Source organism: Nannocystis pusilla (assembly GCF_026626665.1).
Lineage (GTDB): Bacteria > Myxococcota_A > Polyangia > Nannocystales > Nannocystaceae > Nannocystis > Nannocystis pusilla.
Genome location: NZ_JAPNKE010000002.1, coordinates 1,197,858 through 1,215,822, shown reverse-complemented (window position 1 = coordinate 1,215,822; position 17,965 = coordinate 1,197,858). Strand labels below are relative to the sequence as shown.

Here is a 17,965-nt window from a genome sequence, read left to right as displayed (position 1 = left end):
CCGACCTGCTCATGACCTTCGCCGACGGCACCCTCGGCGCCGAGCTGTTCGCGCCGGCGACCTCGGACTCGCAGCCGTGGCCGCAGTCGATCGGCGACCAGCCCGTCGTGCGCGCCAGCGGCGACTTCGACGAGGACGGCGTCCTCGACGTCCTCGCCCACTCGATCGGCGTCGACGGCGTCAGCGTCCACGTCCTCTTCCTCGACGGCCAGGGCGGCCTCGCCGACGACCAGGTCGTCCACCTCGCCGACAACGTCATGACCCTCGACGCGGTCGACTGGAACGAAGACGGCCACCTCGACATCATCACCGTCGCCCACACCGAGGCGCTCGACGGCCTCGTCGTCCTGCTCGGCGACGGCACCGGCGAATTCACCGAGAGCGTCGGCCCGGCCCTCGAGCAGGCCACGCCCGGCTACGTCCTCGGCGCCCTCGACGGCGACGGCCGCGCCGACGACTTCGTGTTCACCCAGGGCGGCAGCGGCATGCTCGTCCGCCACCAGGGCGACGTCCAGACGACCTCCGCCCCGAGCATGCCGGCCGAGCTATGGTTCCACGACTTCGTCGTCGCCGACCTCGACGGCGACGGCCTCGGCGACCTCGCCGGCGTCGCCACCAACACCGAATTCGAGACCAGCGAGCTCGTCGTCTTCCTGCAGAAGAGCGGCGACTTCCCGCTCACGGCCCGTTACCCGGTCCACTGCGGCGCCCGCCTCCTCGCCGCCGGGGACCTCGACAGCGACGGCGCCCTCGACCTCGTCACCGCCGGCACCGGCCCCGTGTCGGTCCGCCGCGGCGACGGCCAGGGGCTTCGCCCCGCACATGACCGCCTATCTCCAGCTCCTGAACGAGGGCGACGGGCTCCACGTCGCCGACCTCGAGGGCGACGGCAGCCCCGACATCATCGGCCTCGGCAGCGGGATCTCCTCGATCACCGTCGCCGTCAACCGGCCCTAGCCTCAAGGACATGTCCTCGCGGGCATGTCGCGTACGACATGCCCGTCCGGGCATGTCCGAACCTGCATGTCTCTCAGGACAACTTCACTCGAGCAGCGCCAGCAGGTCGCTGCGGGTGATCGCCGCCGCGCCCGCCGCGTCTTCGAGGGCCGCCTCGGCGATCGCCCGCTTGCGCGCCTGCAGGGCCAGGATCCGCTCCTCCACCGTCTCCTCGGCCACCAGGCGGTGCACGATCACCGGGCGCTCCTGGCCGATGCGGTGGGCGCGGTCGGCCGCCTGGTCCTCGACCGCGGGGTTCCACCACGGGTCGAGCAGGAACACGTGGTCGGCGGCCGTCAGGTTGAGGCCCGTGCCGCCGGCCTTGAGCGAGATCAGCATCACCGGCGGTCCGTCCGGGTCCTGGAACCGGTTCACCACCCCGGCGCGGTCGCGGGTCGAGCCGTCGAGGCGGCAGAACGGCAGCCCCGCCGCTCGCAGCCCCGGCTCGCACAGGTCGAGCAGGCTGGTCCACTGCGAGAACACCAGCGCCTTGTGGCCCTCCGCGATCGCCTCGGTCAGCGTCTCGAGCAGCAGCTCGAGCTTCGACGAGCGCGAGGCCGACTGGCCCGGCACCAGCGCCGCGTGGCAGGCCGCCTGACGCAGGCGCAGCAGCGCCTCGAGGGCCGCCAGCACCCCACCGCCGGCCTGCAGCTGGGCCACCACCTCCTCGTGGGTGGCCGCCCGGACCGCGTCGTAGACGGCCCGCTCGCGCGCGTCGAGCGTGCAACGCAGCACCACCTCGGTGCGCGGCGGCAGCTCGCGCGCGACCTCCTGCTTGCGCCGGCGCAGCACGAACGGCGCGATCCGCCGCCGCAGCGCCCGGGCCGCCGCCTGGTCGCCGTCGCCGATCGGCCGGCCGAACCGCTCCTGGAAGTCCGCGCGCCCGCCGAGCAGCCCCGGGTTGATGAAGTGGATCTGGCTCCACAGCTCGTCGAGGCGGTTCTCCACCGGCGTGCCCGTCATCGCCAGGCGCCAGTCAGCCTGCAGGCCGAAGGCCGCGCGCGCGACCTGGCTCTCGGGGTTTTTGATCGCCTGCGCCTCGTCGAGGATCACCGCGTCCCAGCGCTCGCCGGCCAGCGCCTCGGCGTCGAGCCGCAGCAGCGCGTAGCTGGTCAGCGTGAGGTCGGCCTGCGGATCGAGGCGCCGCTTCGGCCCGTGGTACACGCTGACCCGAAGGCCAGGTCGGAACTTCTCCGCCTCGGCCGCCCAGTTGTGGATCACGCTGGTCGGCGCGACCACCAGCGTCCGGCCTCGCACCGCGCACAGCGCCTGCAGCGTCTTGCCGAGGCCCATGTCGTCGGCCAGCAGCGCGCCGAGCCCGGCCTCGCGCAGGAACGCCAGCCAGTCGACGCCGCGCCGCTGGTACGGCCGCAGCTCGACCTGCAGGTCGGCCGGCAGGCGCGACTCGGGGATCGCCTCGAAGTCCTCGATCAGCGCGGCCAGCCCCGCCAGCTCGGGCGGCGGCGGGTAGTCGAGCGCGCGGCACAGCTCGGCCAGCGCCGGCCGGGCCCACGTCGCCGGCTCGCCGCCCTGCTCGCGCGCCGCCAGCAGCAGCGTCACCTCCGAGCCGAACCGCGACAGCCAGTCGACCGGCAGCGGCGCCACCCCGCCGTCGTCGAGCACCACCTCGGTCGCGCCCGCCTGCCACGCCTCGAGCACCCGGCGCGCGTCCGCCTGCGAGACCTGTCCCGAAGAACCTGTCTCGAAGGCAATGCCCAATCGGCCACCCTCACCGGCGATCATGCGGGCCGCCAGCGGCCCCTTGCGCACGAACTCGCGGTGCGACTCGCCGGCGATCTCGCCGCCCTCGAACCCGCGCAGCGCCTCGGCCAGGCCGACCGCCAGCGGCCCGACGGCGCTGGTCGTGCGCCCGAACTGCAGCCCGAGCTCGCTGAGGCGGCGCACCAGCGACGCCTCGGCGAGCGCGTCGCGGCGCGGCACCTCGCGCCCGCGGATCACCAGCCGCCCGGCCTCGACCCGCGCCGCCTCGGGTGTCCCATAGACCAGGACCGGAAGGACAGACATGCCCGTGCCCGCGCGCCCGACCTCGAACACCACCCGCGGGCGCGCGTCGGACAGCACCGGCAGGCGGTCGGTCTTCTCCTTGAAGCCCTTGACCCGCGCGCGCAGGGCCGGGATGGCCTCGGCCACCAGCTTGCCCGCGCGCTCGGGCGAGAACTGCAGCCCCACGCGCAGCTCGGCCGCCTCCTTGGGCCCGATGCCGCCGTTGTCGAAGCAGCGCAGCACGTCGCCGCACAGCACCACCCCGCTGGCCGCGAACACCTCGGTGATCGCCGGGTCGCGGACGATGTACAGGCGGAAGCCCTTGCCGCCCTCGAACGCGGCCACCCGCCCGTGATAGCCGGCCGGCTCGGCCCCGGCCTCGATCTTCTTGCCGTCGAGCGTGACGTCCTCGCAGCCCGCCAGCGCCGGCAGCAGCTTGCGCGTGATCACCGGCGCCAGCGGGCCGCGCTTGTAGATCCCGAGCGCCCCCTCGACCTCGAAGTCGGCCGCGGTCGCCACGATCCCCGGCCCCTCGACCTTGCCGCCGGTGATCGCCGCCAGGCTGTAGCCGAGCGGCGCCTCCTTGCTCTCGGGACCTGTCCCTTCGGACACACGCACCCGCACCAGCTCGAGCGCGCCCTCGGCCCGGCGCAAGCGGTAGCCGACCCGACCCGCGCGCTCGCTGCCGCGCGGCAGCGCCTCGCCGGCCTCGGCCGCGCGCTGGAGGGCGATCGTCGCCGCCGCGACGTGGAAGCAGCACTCGCCGGCGTCGTCGCAGTCGCAGCTCCACTCGGCGTCGCCGGGGTACAGCGCGACCGTCGGGCTCTTGCCCGCGCCCTTGATCGCCACCCGCAGCACCACCTCGTCGCGGTCGCGCCGCACCCCCGCGACGGCCCCCGCGCGCGCGAGCTCGACCCCGCGCGACCAGTCGCGGGGGCTGCACGCGGCGCGCACGGCGTCGAGGAGGGCTCGCACGTGGCGGTCGCCTAGCACGACCGGGCTGCGCTGTCAGCCGCCTCGCCTCTCCGTGGCCGCCGGGCGCCCGCAGGGGCCCCGGCGGCGCGCCCGCGACCGCCGCGCTCACGACCCCGATTCGCCCGTGCCCCCCGGTCGCGCGCGAGGACCGGTCTGCTCCCGCGACCCGCGAAACTCGACGCCGACTTTCATGACCGGCGCGAAAGGTCGCGCTGCCCCGAGCGCATGGCGGCGACGCGAGACACGGACCACGAGGCGGACGCGAACGCGTTCGCCGAGCCCCGAAGACGCGAGCGCCTCGGCGCGGGCGCGCGGCACGAGCGATGGAGGATGGTCCGTCGCGTCATGGCACCGCTCGACTGCTCGTCCACGGACGAGACGGGCGCGGTCCCATCGGCGCCAATCTCAGAGCACCCCCCGACGCGTCACCGCCCCCCGCGCTCGCCGTCACGTCGGCCGCGGCTCGGGCAGCCCGGGCGGCAGCCGGCCCAGCGCGAGCGGCTGCAGCGGCGCCATCGGCGGGGTGCCGACGCGCTGGCGCCACGCCTCCGGCCCGAGCGGCTGGATCACGTCCCCGCGGGCGCGACAGGCCGCCAGCGCCGCGTCGAGCGTGGCCGGCTCGCACGGGTGCAGCACCACCAGCGGGCCTATCGCCCCGGCGTGGGCGGGAGGCGGCTCGATCGGCGGCGCGCGCAGCAGCGCCGGCGCGAGGTACGTCCGCGGATCGCCCGGGCGCTCGAGCTGTCCTCCGGGACAGAGCACCCTGGCCCCCGGGACAGCCGACCACGCGGCCAGCGCGACCCGGTACACCTCGGCCAGCGCCGGCTCGACCGGCCCCGCGAACATCTCCGGGTCGTCCGGCGGCCCGAACGCCGCGCCGACCCACAGCCGGTGCAGGTGCCGTTCGAGCCGCTCCAGCGGCCCCGCCACGAACGCCTGCACGATGCGCCGCGGATCGGCCCCGCCGCGGCGCAGCCCCGACAGCGCCAGCGCGTACGCGGCCAGTTCGCGGTCCGCGTCCGCGTGCACCGCCGCCACCCGCGGCCGCGCCGGCGTCACCCCGACCCGCTCCCACGCGCCCGCCTCGTCCGGAGCCGGCTCGCCGGCCGCCCCGATCGTCAGCGCCTCGCCGGCCTGCTCGCGCGACAGCTCGTCGCGCAGCTCGGCCAGCAGCTCCGGCACCACCGCGCTCGCGCCCGCCTCGACTTCGAGGTGCACGCGCCTGCCCTGGCGCAGCAGCGTGCTGACGATCAGCAGGCTCTCGAGCGGCTGGTCCTTGCGCTCGCACACCCGCGCGGGCGGCCCCCCGAGCCCGTGGAAGCGCTGCTCACGGAGCGCCCACAGCCCGCGCTGGAGCTTGCCGATCGTCTTGTGCCGATCCCACGCGACCATCCCGTGGGTGCGCGCCAGCGACTCGCCGATCGCGTCGGTCCGCGCCGCCAGGAGCCCCAGCAAGGCCACCTGGCGCGCCCGCGCTGCAGCGGCGATCCGCTCGGGCTTCACGCTCACGACGCCCGGTCATACCACGCGGACCAGGCCGCGCGGGCTCGTCGGCGCTCGCGCGCGCAGGCCGGCATGCGCCGACCGCTGCCCCCTCCGACCACGACCTCGCCGGTCTCCGAGCGACGGGGAACCACGCGCCAGCGACCTCGTCGCAGACGCGCCGGAGCTCCGCGTACGCGCGAGGGTCGGCCGCGCCGCGACCTCCTGCGGATCGCGCCAGCGCAACGGGCCGCGACACCGCCTGCGCCACCTCGCTCATCTCGGGGTCCGAGCAAGAGCCTCGCGATCGTGGGCTACCGCGTAGAGGGTGCTCGCGCAGGCGACAGAGCCGCCCCGCCCCGGCGCGGCGTCACGGGCGCATCGGTCACCGCGCCCCTCCGCGGGCACAGCCTGTCCTTCGGCACAGGCCCTTTCGAGCATGCCCTTTCGAGCATGGCCGTATCGACATGCCCTTTCGGGCATGCCCTTCAGGACATGCCTCAAGGGCCAGGCGGCTGGACCAGCAGCCCGCGCAGCAGGCTGGCCACCTGGGGCTTGGCCGCGCGCGTGCGCTCCTGGACCTCTTCGTGGTTCAGGCCGACCTGGCTGGCCGCGTTGGTGACCACGCCGACGCCGCAGACCGCCGCGCCGTGGGCGGCGGCGAGGATCGCCTCGTAGGTGGTCGACATGCCGACCACCTGGCCGCCGAGCGAGCGCAGGGCCGCCGTCTCGGCCGGCGTCTCGTACTGCGGGCCGCGGGCGTGGGCGTAGACCACCTCGGCCAGGCTGCTCGCGCCGAGCCCGGGGTCGATCGCCTGCAGGCGCGCGCGCAGGTGCGGGCTGTAGAGCTGGCTCATGTCGATGAAGCGGGCGCCGACCAGCGGGGTCGGGCCGAACAGGTTCATCTGGTCCTTGAGCAGCACCACCTGGCCGGTGCGCAGCGCCGGGTCGAGCCCGCCGACGGCGCAGGTCAGGCACACCCCGCGGGCGCCGTTGGCCAGCATGGCCCACAGCGGCGCGGTGACGACGTTGATCGGGTGGCCCTCGTACGGGTGGATCCGGCCGGTCTGCACGCACACGCGCAGCTTGCCGACGGTGCCGAACACCAGCGCCGTGCCGTGACCGGCGACCGTGGGCACCGGCAGGCCGAGGCCGCGCAGCGGGATCGAGCCCTCCACCGTCATGCCGAGCCCGTCGGGCCCGTCGCCGGCCATGCCGACGAAGCCGGAGCCGGACACCACGACCCAGTCGATCTTGGCGCCCTCGAGGCGTTCACGCAGGTGTTCCGCGGCGCGGTGGTAGTGCGGGTCTTCCGAGTGGAGCATGCAGAGCCAAGCTCTACAGGCTCATCACGGCCAGCACAACGCCGAGGGCGATGCCGATCGTCACACCGATGCCGACCGCGATCATCGTCGTCCGCGTCGCGCCGCTCGGCGGCGAGCCGGGCGCCGCCCCGGACGGCGTCTTCTTCTGCTCCTGCCGGATCTTCTCGCTGATCTCCTCGGGCGAGCGCAGCTCGACGTCGGCGTGGCGCGGGGGCACCTGCCCGCCGAGGCGCTTCGAGATCTCGGTGAGGCCGACCTTGAGCTCCTCGAACGACGGGCGCACGTCGGGCCGGCGGCTCATCATGCGCCGGCACAGGTCGGACAGCGCCTCGTCGAAGCCCTTGATCTCGTACTTGAGCTCGGGCCGCTCCGAGCGCAGGTGGCGGCGCACCACCGCGGTGTAGTGGTCGTCCTGGCCGCCCTTGCGGAACGGCGGGTGGCCGCTGCACATGTGAAACAGCGAGCAGCCGAGCGCATAGACGTCGGCGCGGGCGTCGACCTCCTTGCCCATCGCCTGCTCGGGCGCGAGGTAGTCGGGCGTGCCGACGAACACGCCGGTGGCGGTGATCGACAGGTCCTCTTGCAGCGCCTTGGCCAGGCCGAAGTCGGTCACCTTGACGATGCCCGTCGACGTCACCACCAGGTTCGACGGCTTCACGTCGCGGTGTACGACGCCCACGCGCTGGGTCTCGGCGAGCCCGATCGCCGCCTGACGGATGACCTCCGCCGCGTCGCCCGGGTGCAGCGCGCCCCGCTTCTTCAGCATCGCGCCGATGTCCTCGCCGTCGAGGAACTCCATCGCCAGGAAGGGCCGGTCCTCGTGCTCGCCGATGAAGTACACCGCCACCACGTTGGGGTGATTCATCTGCGCCAGGGCCTTGCCCTCGCGGAGGAACCGCGTCTTGAACTCCTCGGACTCGCGGTGCTTCTTGCCGAGGATCTTGATCGCCACCCGCCGGCCGAGACCGGCGTCGACGCCCTCATAGACCTCCCCCATGGCCCCCTTGCCGACGAGGCCTTTGACCTTGTAGGGGCCGATCTGGGTCGGAACCGACGACATCGCCCTTAGAACCTAGCACGGACCGCGCCGGCGCCGCTACGTTGCGACCAAACGGCCGCAGCAGGCCTTCCAGGCGATCCTGCGGGCGCCGCGGCCACCTCTCGGCGACGGCGCAGGCACCGGCCCGGACGCCCCGGCGAGGACCCTCACTGGCCCGCGCGAGCCCCGAGGGCGCCCATCAGGCCCGCAGGGGTCCGCCCGTCGGCCACGTCCGCGCCTCAGTCGCGATGAAAGCCCGGCTCGGCCGGGTTTCGAACCGCGTCATGTGCTTGATGAACATCAGCGGGACCTCGCCGATCGGCCCGTTGCGCTGCTTGCCGATGATGATCTCGGCCTGGTTCTCGACCTTCTTCTTCTCGTCCTCGGTCGCGGCGTAGCGCTCGGCGCGGTAGATGAACATGATGACGTCCGCATCCTGCTCGATGGCGCCGGACTCGCGCAGGTCCGACAGCTGGGGCCGGTGATCGGCGCGGGTGTCGACCGCGCGGTTGAGCTGAGACAGCGCCAGAACCGGCATCCGCAGCTCTTTGGCCATCGCCTTGAGGCCGCGCGAGATCTCGCTGATCTCCTGCTCGCGCGAGTCGTAGCGGGCCTTGCCGCCGCGCGCGAGCTGCAGGTAGTCGACGATGATCATGCCGAATTGGCCCTCGATGCCAGGGAAAATGCTCTTGTCGTCCTTGAAGGCGCGCACGCGCGCGCATCTCGAGGATCGACGGCGCCGCCTGGTCGTCGATGTAGAACTTGCTCTGGGCGATCCGCGACGCCGCGCTGGTCATGCGGATCCACTCTTCCTCGAGATAGTTGCCGGTGCGCAGCTTGCCGGCGTCGACGCGGGCCTCGGCACACAGCACGCGCTCGACCAGCTGGCTCGCGCCCATCTCGAGCGAGAAGAACAGCACCGGGTGCATCACCGGCTTCTCGCCGTCGGGCAGGCCGTCGAAGCGCTGCGGCATGATGCAGGCGGCCTGCGCCAGGTTGAGCACGAACGCCGTCTTGCCCATCGACGGACGCGCCGCGATGATCACCAGGTCGCCCGGCTGCAGCCCGCCGGTCATGTGGTCGAGCTGCGTGAAGTTGGTGGGCACCCCGGTGATCGGGTTCTTCCGCTTGGCCCGCTCGGAGATGTTGTTGAACACCTGGATCAGCAGGTCGCGCGACGACACGTAGCCGGTCTTGCGCCCGCGCTCGTTGACCTCGAGCACCCGCTTCTCCGCCTGGTCGATGAACTCGTCCGGGCTCTCGAGGTCGCCCATCCCCTCTTCGGCGATCTCCTTGGTGACGACGACGAGGTTGCGGATGGTCGCCTGGCGCCGGACCATCTCCGCGTGGTGCGTGATGTTGCGGCTGGTCGCGTAACGATCGGCGAGCCGCGACAGCGCCTCGATGCCGCCGACCAGCTTGAGCTCGTCGCTGGACCGCAGCTGCGCCTCGAGCGTGACCGTGTCGATCGGCTCGCGCTTCTCCGACAGCGCCCGCATGGCCCGGAACACGGCCTGATGCGCCGGGACGTAGAAGTCCTCCTCGCGCACCACGTCGAGCACGTCGAGCAGCGCCTGATCGCCGCGCAGAATGATGCCGCCGAGGATCGCCGCCTCGGCCTCGCTGTTGTGCGGGAGAGTACGTCCAACCATGGCCAGCCCCGAAGGATGCCCGAGCCGCGCGCCTCCTGTCGAGCCGCGCGCGGCGCGACGGCACGTCCTAGTGCGACAGCGGTCCCGCCGGCAACCACGCGGCGGGCTTGCCGGCGAGGAACCCCGGCATGCTCTTGCCAGGCGCGCCGAGCTGCAGCCCGAGCTCCGTCAGCACCGCGCGCACGCGGCGAGCGCTCGGATCGTTCGGCTTGTGATGGCAGCGGAAATCGATGAGGCCCGAGAAGAAGGCGGCGGTGTCGGCCGCGAGGAAGATGAGCGCGTCATCCTCGTGATCCCACATCACCCACGGGAGGCCGACGGTGCGCGCGACCTGGGGGTCGACGTAGCGACCGTACGCGCTGCCTCCGCCGTCCATCGCCACCACGAAGAACTTCGGCGCGTGACAGTCGAGCTGGTCGGCAGACATCGGCGCGAGCTCGAACCCGAGTTGATCGAGGTCGTCGGTGAACTGCGAATCGGTGTCGGCGCGGGCGATCACGCGGCGCAGGTCCTCGTCGGGCGGCAGGCCGAGCGCGTCGTAGTCGGCGAGTTGGTGGCGTTCCATCGGCCCCACCCTTCACGCCGCGGCCCGTCGTGGCAAGGTGACCGCATGCGCCCCGTCCTCGTCGCCCTCGCCGCCGTCGCGCTGTCCGCCTGCGCCGGCAAGCTGGAGAAAGTCACGCGCACCCAGGCCGCCGCCGACTTCAAGTGCGACGCCGACAAGCTGAAGGTCCGCGGCGACGAGGTCTACGGCAAGTACCACGTCGCCGGCTGCGGTCAGAAGGGCGTCTACTCGGCCCAGTGCCTCATGGGCGACTGCAGCGCCCAGCGCCTCCAGGGCGAGTAGCCGTCCGCGGCGTCGTCCGCGACCGCACAACAGAGAAGCGACGAGGCCCGCGCCGCGGACCCTCGCTCTTCATTCACACGCACGCGGCCGACCCGTGGCGGGTCGGCGCGGCGTTCACACGCCGACCACGTTGACGCGGATCGTCTCGGTGATGTCGCCGCTGAAGCGCACCGGGACCTCGTAGGTGCCGATGTTCTTGAACGGCTCGTCGAGCTTGATCAGCTTGCGGTCGATCGTGATGTTCTGGTTGGCCAGCGCCTCGGCGATGTCCTTGGTGGACACCGAGCCGAACAGCTTGCCCTCGCCGCCCTTCTTGCGGGCGATCGAGACCGACACGCCCTTGAGCTTCTGCGCCATCGCCTTGTGCTCGGCGAGGACGCGCGCCTGCTCGGCGGCGATCAGGCGCTTCTGGTGCTCGAGCTGGGCCATGTTGCCGCGGGTGGCGGCGAGCGCCAGCCCGCGCGGGATGAGGTAGTTGCGGCCGTAACCCGGGCGCACCTTGACCACCTCGCCGGCGCGGCCGAGGCCGGGGACGTCGCTGCGGAGGATGAGTTCCAACATGAGCGAAAACCTTTCTGTCCTCGAAGGTCAGGCCACCGTGTACGGCAGCAGCGCCAGCATGCGCGCGCGCTTGACCGCCTTGGTGATCTGGCGCTGCTGCTTGGCCGTCACGCCGGAGATCCGGGCCGGGACGATCTTGCCGCGATCCGTGAGGAAGGCGCGGAGCAGCTGCGGGTTCTTGTAGTCGATGACCAGGGTCTTGTCGCTGGCGAGCAGCGAAGCACGGCTGGCCTTGCTCGGGCGGGATGAAGTCTTCTCGTCGCTCATGGCTTAGCGCCTCCTCTCCTCGTCGTCGCCGTCGTCGTCGGAGACGAAACGGTCCTCTTCCTCGCGCACCGGCTCCGGCTGCGGCTCCGGCCCGGCGGCGGCTCGGCCACCGCCTGCAGCAGGTCCTCGGTCATCTCCGAGGGCCGCGCGTCGGGGTCGACGTCGTCCTCGACCCGCACGGTGTAGTAGCGGAGCACGGACTCCGCGATCTGCAGGTTGCGCTCGAACTCGTGGACGATGTCGGAGCCGCCGAGGAAGCGCCAGTAGAGGTAGATGCCCGTCGGCGAGCGCTTGATCGGGAAGGCCAGCGTGCGGCTGCCCCAGTTCTCGATCTTGATCAGGCGCGCGCCGTACTTCTCGAACACGCCCTGCATCTTGTTGACGAGCTCGAGGATCCCGGTCTTGTTGACGTTGGGCCGAAGGATGATGACGGTCTCGTACTCGCGCTTCGTTCCCTTGCGCGACTCGACCGAGACGACCTGGCCGACTGTGTTTTCGGACATGTAAGTCTCCTTGTGGACTTGCTGGCCCCCACCACGGGAGCAAGGAGAAGGCCCCGGAGGGCCTCGCCGTCCGCCGCCCCTGCGAGCCGGATGGCTGTCGGGACAAAAAGCGAACGGCCCGCCCGGAACATCCGGACGGGCCGCGAGGTGTACCTCGAACGCGTCCCCCCGCAAGGGGGCCGCAGGGCCTAAATCAGCTGCCCGAGGCCAGCTTGAGCAGGGTCGGGGCGATCACGACCGCGACGATGGTCATGAGCTTGATCAAGATGTTGAGGCTGGGACCGGCGGTGTCCTTGAAGGGGTCGCCGACGGTGTCGCCGATGACGGCCGCCTTGTGGCGGTCGGAGCCCTTGCCGTTGTTGCCCTCCATCGACATGTCCTTCTTCTGGTCCTCGACCTGCTTCTTGGCGTTGTCCCAGGCGCCACCGGCGTTGGACATGAAGATCGCCAGCATCACGCCGGACACCAGGGTGCCGGCGAGCAGGCCGCCGAGCGCGAAGCGCGACCACAGACCGACGACCACCGGCGAGATGAGCGCCAGCAGGCCCGGGGTGATCATGCGGCGGATCGACGCCTGGGTGCTGATGGCGACGCAGCGCTCGACCTCGGTCTTGCCGCCGGCCTCGAGCACCTGACGGTCCTCCTCGGGGGTCAGGTCGCGGCCCTCGTGCTCGGCCTTGGTGACCAGGCTCAGCGCGGCGCGCAGGACCGGGATCTCGCGGAACTGGCGGCGGACCTCGGTGATCATGTCCATGGCGGCGCTACCGACCGCCTTCATCGCCATCGCCGAGAACAGGAACGGCAGCATGCCGCCGACCAGCAGGCCGATGAGGACCTCGGGGTTGGTGAGCATCAGCTCCTCGCCCGGGCGGAACGCGACGTTGCGGAAGGCCGCGAACAGCGACAGGGCGGCCAGCGCGGCCGAGGCGATGGCGAAGCCCTTGCCGATCGCCGCGGTGGTGTTGCCGACGGCGTCGAGGTTGTCCGTGCGACCGCGCACCTCCGGCGGGAGGCCGCTCATCTCGGCGATGCCGCCGGCGTTGTCGGAGATCGGGCCGTAGGCGTCGACCGCGAGCTGGATGCCGGTGGTCGAGAGCATGCCGAGCGCCGCCAGAGCGACGCCGTACAGGCCGGCGAAGTCGTTGGCGAGGTAGATCGCGCCGGCGATGAGGATGATCGGGATCGCGGTCGACTCGAAGCCGACGCCGATGCCGGCGATGATGTTGGTCGCCGGGCCGGTCTTCGACTGCGCGACGATGCTGTTCACCGGGCGCTTGCCCTTCGAGCAGTAGTAACCGGTGATGAGGCCGATGGCGACGCCGGCCACGAGGCCCGCGACGATCGCCCACATCAGGGCCATGGTCGTGATCGGGGCGGCGCCGTTCGTGAGGATCATCGGCGTGCCGTTGGCCGCGGCCGAGTTCACGCAGTAGTCGATGATGAGGTACGAGATCGGCAGCATCACGAAGGCCGCGCCGAACGAACCGGTGTCGAGCGCCACCTGCGGGTTGCCGCCCTCCTTCGTGCGCACGAAGAAGGTGCCGATGATCGAGACGACGATGCCCGCGCCGGCGATGAGCAGCGGCAGGATCGCGGCCTCGAGCTTGCCCGACACCGCGACCGCGCCGAGCACCATGGTGCCGACGATCGCGCCGATGTACGACTCGAACAGGTCGGCGCCCATGCCCGCGACGTCGCCGACGTTGTCACCGACGTTGTCGGCGATGGTCGCCGGGTTGAGGAAGTGGTCCTCGGGGATGCCCGCCTCGACCTTGCCCACCAGGTCGGCGCCGACGTCGGCCGCCTTGGTGTAGATGCCGCCGCCCACGCGGGCGAACAGCGCGATCGACGAGGCGCCCATCGAGAAGCCCGCCAGCAGGTTGATGACGCGGGTCAGCTCGACCGCGCCGCCGTCGACGTCGGCGAGCGCGTCGAAGTGGCCGAGGAAGAACAGGAACAGCGCGCCGAAGCCGACCAGACCGAGGCCGACCACGCACATGCCCATGACCGCGCCGCCGCGGAACGCCACCGACAGCGCCGGCGACAGGCCCGTGCGGGCCGCCGCGGCGGTGCGGACGTTGGCGCGGGTCGCCACGCGCATGCCGAAGAAGCCGGCCAGCGCCGAACACAGCGCGCCCGACACGAACGACAGGCCGATCATCGGCGACGAGGACGCCGGATCGGCAGTCAGGATCAAGAGGCCGGCGATGATGACCACGAAGATCGCCAGGACCTTGTACTCGGCGGCCAGGAAGGCCATCGCGCCGCGGAAGATCTGCTCCGCGATGCCCTTCATGCGCTCGTTGCCGGCGTCCTGACGCGTGATCCAGGCCGTCGTGAAGACTGCGTACAGCAAGGCTAGAGCGCCGCAAGCCGGCACGGCGTACAGCAAGTTTTGGATCGGCATGTCCACGGGGGAGTCCTTTACTCGGGCCCGAAGGGGCCGGGAACTGGGATGGGAGAGCTGGCGAGGCGCCAGGGTCAGGTGGTGTTGAACTTGTTCATCGCCGTGACCACGCCTTCACGGGTCACGCAGGTGATCGCCGCCACGGCGCGCTCGAGCAGGTCGTCGACGACCTGGCCCTCGTCGGGCCGGAAGTCGGACAGCACGTGATCGGCGACCTCGCCGTGCACGGGCCTGCCGACGCCGAGGCGGATCCGCAGGAAGTCGCCGTTGCCGAGCAGTTGCAGGATGTCACGCAGGCCATTGTGCCCCCCGTGACCCCCGCCCTTCTTCACTGCGAGGCGACCGAGCTGGAAGTCGACCTCGTCGTGGACGACGAGGATCTGCGCCGGCGGCACGCGCAGGAACTGAGCGGCCGGGACGACGCTCTGGCCGGACCGGTTCATGAAGGTCTGCGGCTTCAAGGCCACGACGCGCGAAGAGCCGGTGCCGATGGTGGCGACCTGCGCCTTCCACTTCTCGGACCAGCTCGGCGAGCTCGTGGCCTTGTCGCACCAGGCGTCGACCGCCATGAAGCCGATGTTGTGGCGCGTGCGCGCGTACCGGGCCCCGGGGTTCCCGAGGCCCACGAGGAGCCATGGCGCCTGGTCGGCCATCTGCGCACGCCCTCAACATCGGCGGTGGAGGCTCACTTCTTCTTGGCGTCCTTCGCCGGAGCGGCGGCCGCCTTGGCCGGAGCGGCCTTGGCCGGCGCAGCCTTGCCGCCGGCGGCCTTCTTGCCCGCAGCAGCCTCCGCGCCCTCTTCCTTCTTGGCCTTGGCGGCCTCGACCAGGACGAGCGGGATGTTCGGGTTGTCGAGCAGGCGGCCGTCGGGGAACTTCACGTCGCGCACGCGCAGCGTCTGCCCGCCCTCGAGCGGCGTCACGTCGACGACGAAGCTGGTCGGGATGTCGCCCGGCTTGACGGCCACGCGGATCTGCCGGGCCATCGTCTTCAGCGTACCGCCGACGGCCACGCCGGCCGCGCGGCCCGTGAACTCGAGCGGAAGCTTGACCTCGAGCTCGCGGCTCGGGTCGACGCGCAGGAAGTCGACGTGCAGGACGTCGTCGCGGACCAGGTCGAGCTGGCGGTCGACGATGATGCACGACTCGACGCGGTCGGCCTTGCCCTCTTCCTGGACGCGCACGGCGTACCAGGTGTTGCGCTTGCGGGCCGGATCGACGGCCTTGCGCAGGACCAACGGGTCGATGGCGATCGACAGGTGCTCGCCGCCGTGGCCGTAGATCACGCCGGGGACCTTGCCGGACGCGCGGAGCTTGTGGGCGGCGCCCTTGCCGGTGCCCGTGCGGACCTGGACCGTGATTTCGCGTTGCTGATTCATGGTGATTGTCTCGCTTCTCTTGTCGGGTCCCGTGTTCGGGACCCCTGTCTCGCCGCCGGGTGGGAGCCACACCATCGGGCTCGCCGCCGGTTGGGCAGAGGTCGTGCTCGCCGGCCTGCGTCAGTAGAACAGGCTCGAGATCGAGTCTCCGTGGTGAATGCGCTTGACCGCCTCGGCCAGCAGCGGCCCCAGGCTGACGACCGTGAGGCGGTCGCAGCGGGCCAGCCGGTCCTCCTGCGGGCAGCTATTGGTCACCCAGATCCGCTTGATGACGGACTTGTTGATGCGCTCCATCGCCGGGCCCGAGAACACCCCGTGGGTGGCGACCGCGTAGACCTCGGTCGCGCCGGCCTTGAGCACCGCCTCGGCCGCGTTGCACAGCGTGCCGGCGGTGTCGATGATGTCGTCGACGAGGATCGCCCGCTTGCCCGACACGTCGCCGATGAGGTGCATCACCTGGCTGACGTTGGGCCCGTCGCGCCGCTTGTCGATGATCGCCAGCGGGCAGTCGAGCAGCTTCGAGTACAGGCGGGCCCGCTCGACGCCGCCGGCGTCCGGCGAGACCACCACGACCTCCTGCCCGCGCAGACCCTCGAGCTTGAGCAGGTCGCGGAACACCGGCGTCGCCACCAGGTGGTCGAACGGGATGTTGAAGAAGCCCTGGATCTGGCCGGCGTGTAGATCGACCGCCAGCACCCGGTCGGCGCCCGCGGCGGTCAGCAGGTCGGCCACCAACTTGGCCGAGATCGGCGTGCGCGGCTTGACCTTGCGGTCCTGGCGGGCGTAGCCGAAGTACGGCATCAGCGCGACGATCGACCCGGCGCTCGCCCGCTTGAGCGCGTCGATCATGATGAGAGCTCCATCAAGTTGCGATTCGGCGGCGAGCAGGTCGACTGCATGATGAAGCAGTTGACCCCGCGCACGTTCTCGCCGATCTCGACGAAGATCTCGCCGTCCGAGAAGCGCTCGGCCCGGGCCCTGCCCTGCGAGATGCCGAGGTGGTCGCACAGCTCCGCGGTGAGGGCCGTGTTCGAGTTGCCGCCGAAGATCGTGAAGGTCTTGTTCAAGCGCGGGTCCTCGGTCGAAGGTCAGCGGAGAGAATTGGGGCGGTAGGATTCGAACCTACGAATGGCGGAACCAAAAACCGCTGGCTTACCACTTGCCGACGCCCCAGAATTTGTTCGGCCTGCTGAGGCCGGGTAGAGCAGGTCCCGAAGGACCGGGGTCGAGAGAATTGCCCGTGCTCTGGGGATCGCAGGAACGCCCCCCAGGGCGCGCGCTTTATAGGATTAGCCCAAAGGCGCTGTCAACCGTCCTACCGGCGGCGAACCCGACATCCGGGCGCAGGGGCCACGTCGGACGGGTCACACGGCGCCGTCTCGCGGCGGCGCCTCGCTACGGCACCTCTTCGGGCGCCTCCTGCGCCTGCCCCTGACGACCTGGTCCGAGGGCCCGGCGGATGGTGCGGTGAATTGGGGTCCGAGCCCCGGTCTCGCGTCGCGGACGCGCCGCGAATCTCGTGAGTTCTCTTGCTCGGCGGCGGGGCACAAGTCGGGTGGGTTTGTGGGTCTCGGGCCCGTGCGAGGGTCCCGCTTTGTCCCACAGCCACCTTTACCCGTGTGCTAGGTTGCGGGCCTCGCAGGAGACGACCAATTCCCATGTCGCCCACGCTGAAGTCTCACGGACGATCGCGCCGAGCCCTCGCCGGCCGCGCCGGACGCACCCTCGCCCTGTTCACCCTCTGCGGCGGCCTGTCGATCTCGCCGCTCGCCGCTGACGCCGCGCCGGCCGCGGATCCTGCGCCTGCCAAGACCGCGGCCAAGAAGCCGGCCAAGGGCGGTCTCGGCTTCGACCTGCCGATCCAGGAGTTCTCGCTCGCCAACGGCCTGCGCGTCTACGTGGTCGAGGATCACTCGACCCCGGCCTTCAACATGACGCTGCTGTACGACGTCGGCTCGCGCGACGAGGTCCAGGGCCGCACCGGCTTCGCCCACCTGTTCGAGCACATGATGTTCGAGGGCAGCAAGAACGTGCCGCCGATGGGCCACCTCACCTTCGTGCAGCGCGTCGGCGGCAACAACAACGCCGGCACCAGCTACGACATGACGCTCTACTACAACAACCTGCCGAGCCAGTACCTCGAGCTCGGGTTGTGGCTGGAGGCCGATCGTCTGCGCTCGCTCGAGATCACCGACGCCAACTTCGAGAACCAGCGCTCGGCCGTGAAGGAAGAGAAGGCCATGCGCATGGACAACGTGCCGTACTCGGCCGCCGTGCAGAAGTGGCTGTCGGCCGCGTGGGCCGGCACCGGCTACGGCCACGAGGTCATCGGCAGCCTCGAGGACCTCAACGCCGCCAAGACCCCCGACGTGCAGGCGTTCTTCGACAAGTACTACGCGCCCAACAACGCGGTGCTGGTGTTCGTCGGCGACGTCGAGTTTGGCGACCTCAAGACCAAGGTCGAGAAGTACTTCGGCGACATCAAGAAGGCCCGGACCGCACGCCCACCGCGATCGGCCAGGTCGACCG

Annotated in this window: 14 protein-coding genes, 1 tRNA gene and 3 pseudogenes; 3 read left to right on the top strand and 15 right to left on the bottom strand. The window is 71.4% G+C overall.

Annotated elements, in window-relative coordinates; translation table 11 throughout:
• Window positions 1–11 precede the first annotated feature (11 nt).
• A complete protein-coding gene (locus OV079_RS05450; RefSeq protein ID WP_267766642.1) occupies window positions 12–1,076 on the top strand; it encodes an FG-GAP repeat domain-containing protein in 1,065 nt (354 codons plus the stop codon).
• Here the strand turns inward: OV079_RS05450 and OV079_RS55600 are convergent.
• From OV079_RS55600 to OV079_RS05420, 7 genes and pseudogenes are all read right to left on the bottom strand, one after another.
• A complete protein-coding gene (locus OV079_RS55600) occupies window positions 1,042–3,975 on the bottom strand; it encodes a DEAD/DEAH box helicase (protein ID WP_267766640.1) in 2,934 nt (977 codons plus the stop codon). The two genes, OV079_RS05450 and OV079_RS55600, sit on opposite strands and share 35 nt — an antisense overlap.
• A 447-nt stretch (window positions 3,976–4,422) precedes the next feature.
• On the bottom strand, window positions 4,423–5,484 hold the full coding sequence (locus tag OV079_RS05440; RefSeq protein ID WP_267766639.1) for a serine/threonine-protein kinase: 1,062 nt from the start codon (window positions 5,482–5,484) through the stop codon (window positions 4,423–4,425).
• A 473-nt stretch (window positions 5,485–5,957) separates the two neighbouring features.
• Entirely contained in the window at window positions 5,958–6,782 is an 825-nt protein-coding gene (locus tag OV079_RS05435) for a purine-nucleoside phosphorylase (protein ID WP_267766638.1), read from the bottom strand.
• Between the two features lie 13 nt (window positions 6,783–6,795).
• Complete coding sequence (locus OV079_RS05430; RefSeq protein WP_267766637.1) at window positions 6,796–7,842, bottom strand: serine/threonine-protein kinase; 1,047 nt, start codon at window positions 7,840–7,842, stop codon at window positions 6,796–6,798.
• Window positions 7,843–8,020: 178 nt separating this feature from the next.
• Window positions 8,021–8,476, bottom strand: a complete 456-nt coding sequence (locus OV079_RS57315) for a DnaB-like helicase C-terminal domain-containing protein (RefSeq protein ID WP_420829503.1) — start codon at window positions 8,474–8,476, stop codon at window positions 8,021–8,023.
• A gap of 94 nt (window positions 8,477–8,570) precedes the next feature.
• A pseudogene (locus OV079_RS57310) lies at window positions 8,571–9,473 on the bottom strand (replicative DNA helicase); the annotation flags it as partial.
• A gap of 67 nt (window positions 9,474–9,540) precedes the next feature.
• A complete protein-coding gene (locus OV079_RS05420; RefSeq protein WP_267766635.1) occupies window positions 9,541–10,038 on the bottom strand; it encodes a hypothetical protein in 498 nt (165 codons plus the stop codon).
• 45 nt (window positions 10,039–10,083) lie between these two features.
• Here OV079_RS05420 and OV079_RS05415 point away from each other — a divergent pair, with 45 nt between their 5' ends.
• Window positions 10,084–10,320, top strand: coding sequence for a hypothetical protein (locus OV079_RS05415; RefSeq protein ID WP_267766634.1), 237 nt, complete (start codon window positions 10,084–10,086; stop codon window positions 10,318–10,320).
• Window positions 10,321–10,434: 114 nt separating this feature from the next.
• On the opposite strand, the gene rplI is transcribed toward OV079_RS05415, so the two are convergent.
• From rplI to OV079_RS05375, 8 genes and pseudogenes are all read right to left on the bottom strand, one after another.
• Window positions 10,435–10,881, bottom strand: a complete 447-nt coding sequence (rplI, locus tag OV079_RS05410) for a 50S ribosomal protein L9 (RefSeq protein ID WP_267766633.1) — start codon at window positions 10,879–10,881, stop codon at window positions 10,435–10,437.
• 27 nt (window positions 10,882–10,908) lie between these two features.
• Window positions 10,909–11,148, bottom strand: a complete 240-nt coding sequence (gene rpsR / locus OV079_RS05405) for a 30S ribosomal protein S18 (RefSeq protein WP_096332290.1) — start codon at window positions 11,146–11,148, stop codon at window positions 10,909–10,911.
• Entirely contained in the window at window positions 11,145–11,651 is a 507-nt protein-coding gene (gene rpsF, locus OV079_RS05400; protein WP_267766632.1) for a 30S ribosomal protein S6, read from the bottom strand. The genes rpsR and rpsF overlap by 4 nt, the downstream gene beginning before the upstream one ends.
• 193 nt (window positions 11,652–11,844) lie before the next feature.
• Window positions 11,845–14,058: a sodium-translocating pyrophosphatase gene (locus tag OV079_RS05395; protein ID WP_267778464.1), complete on the bottom strand. Its 2,214-nt coding sequence runs from the start codon at window positions 14,056–14,058 to the stop codon at window positions 11,845–11,847.
• A gap of 74 nt (window positions 14,059–14,132) precedes the next feature.
• On the bottom strand, window positions 14,133–14,711 hold the full coding sequence (gene pth / locus OV079_RS05390) for an aminoacyl-tRNA hydrolase (RefSeq protein WP_267766630.1): 579 nt from the start codon (window positions 14,709–14,711) through the stop codon (window positions 14,133–14,135).
• Between the two features lie 32 nt (window positions 14,712–14,743).
• The gene (locus tag OV079_RS05385) at window positions 14,744–15,436 is read right to left on the bottom strand and encodes a 50S ribosomal protein L25 (protein WP_267766629.1); all 693 of its coding nucleotides are present in this window, start codon (window positions 15,434–15,436) and stop codon (window positions 14,744–14,746) included.
• Window positions 15,437–15,556: 120 nt separating this feature from the next.
• Window positions 15,557–16,503, bottom strand: a pseudogene (locus OV079_RS05380) (ribose-phosphate diphosphokinase).
• A 34-nt stretch (window positions 16,504–16,537) separates the two neighbouring features.
• Window positions 16,538–16,609 (bottom strand) — tRNA-Gln (locus tag OV079_RS05375).
• A 485-nt stretch (window positions 16,610–17,094) separates the two neighbouring features.
• On the opposite strand from OV079_RS05375, the pseudogene OV079_RS05370 reads away from it, so the two are divergent.
• Window positions 17,095–17,943: pseudogene (locus OV079_RS05370) on the top strand (M16 family metallopeptidase); the annotation flags it as partial.
• Window positions 17,944–17,965 lie beyond the last annotated feature (22 nt).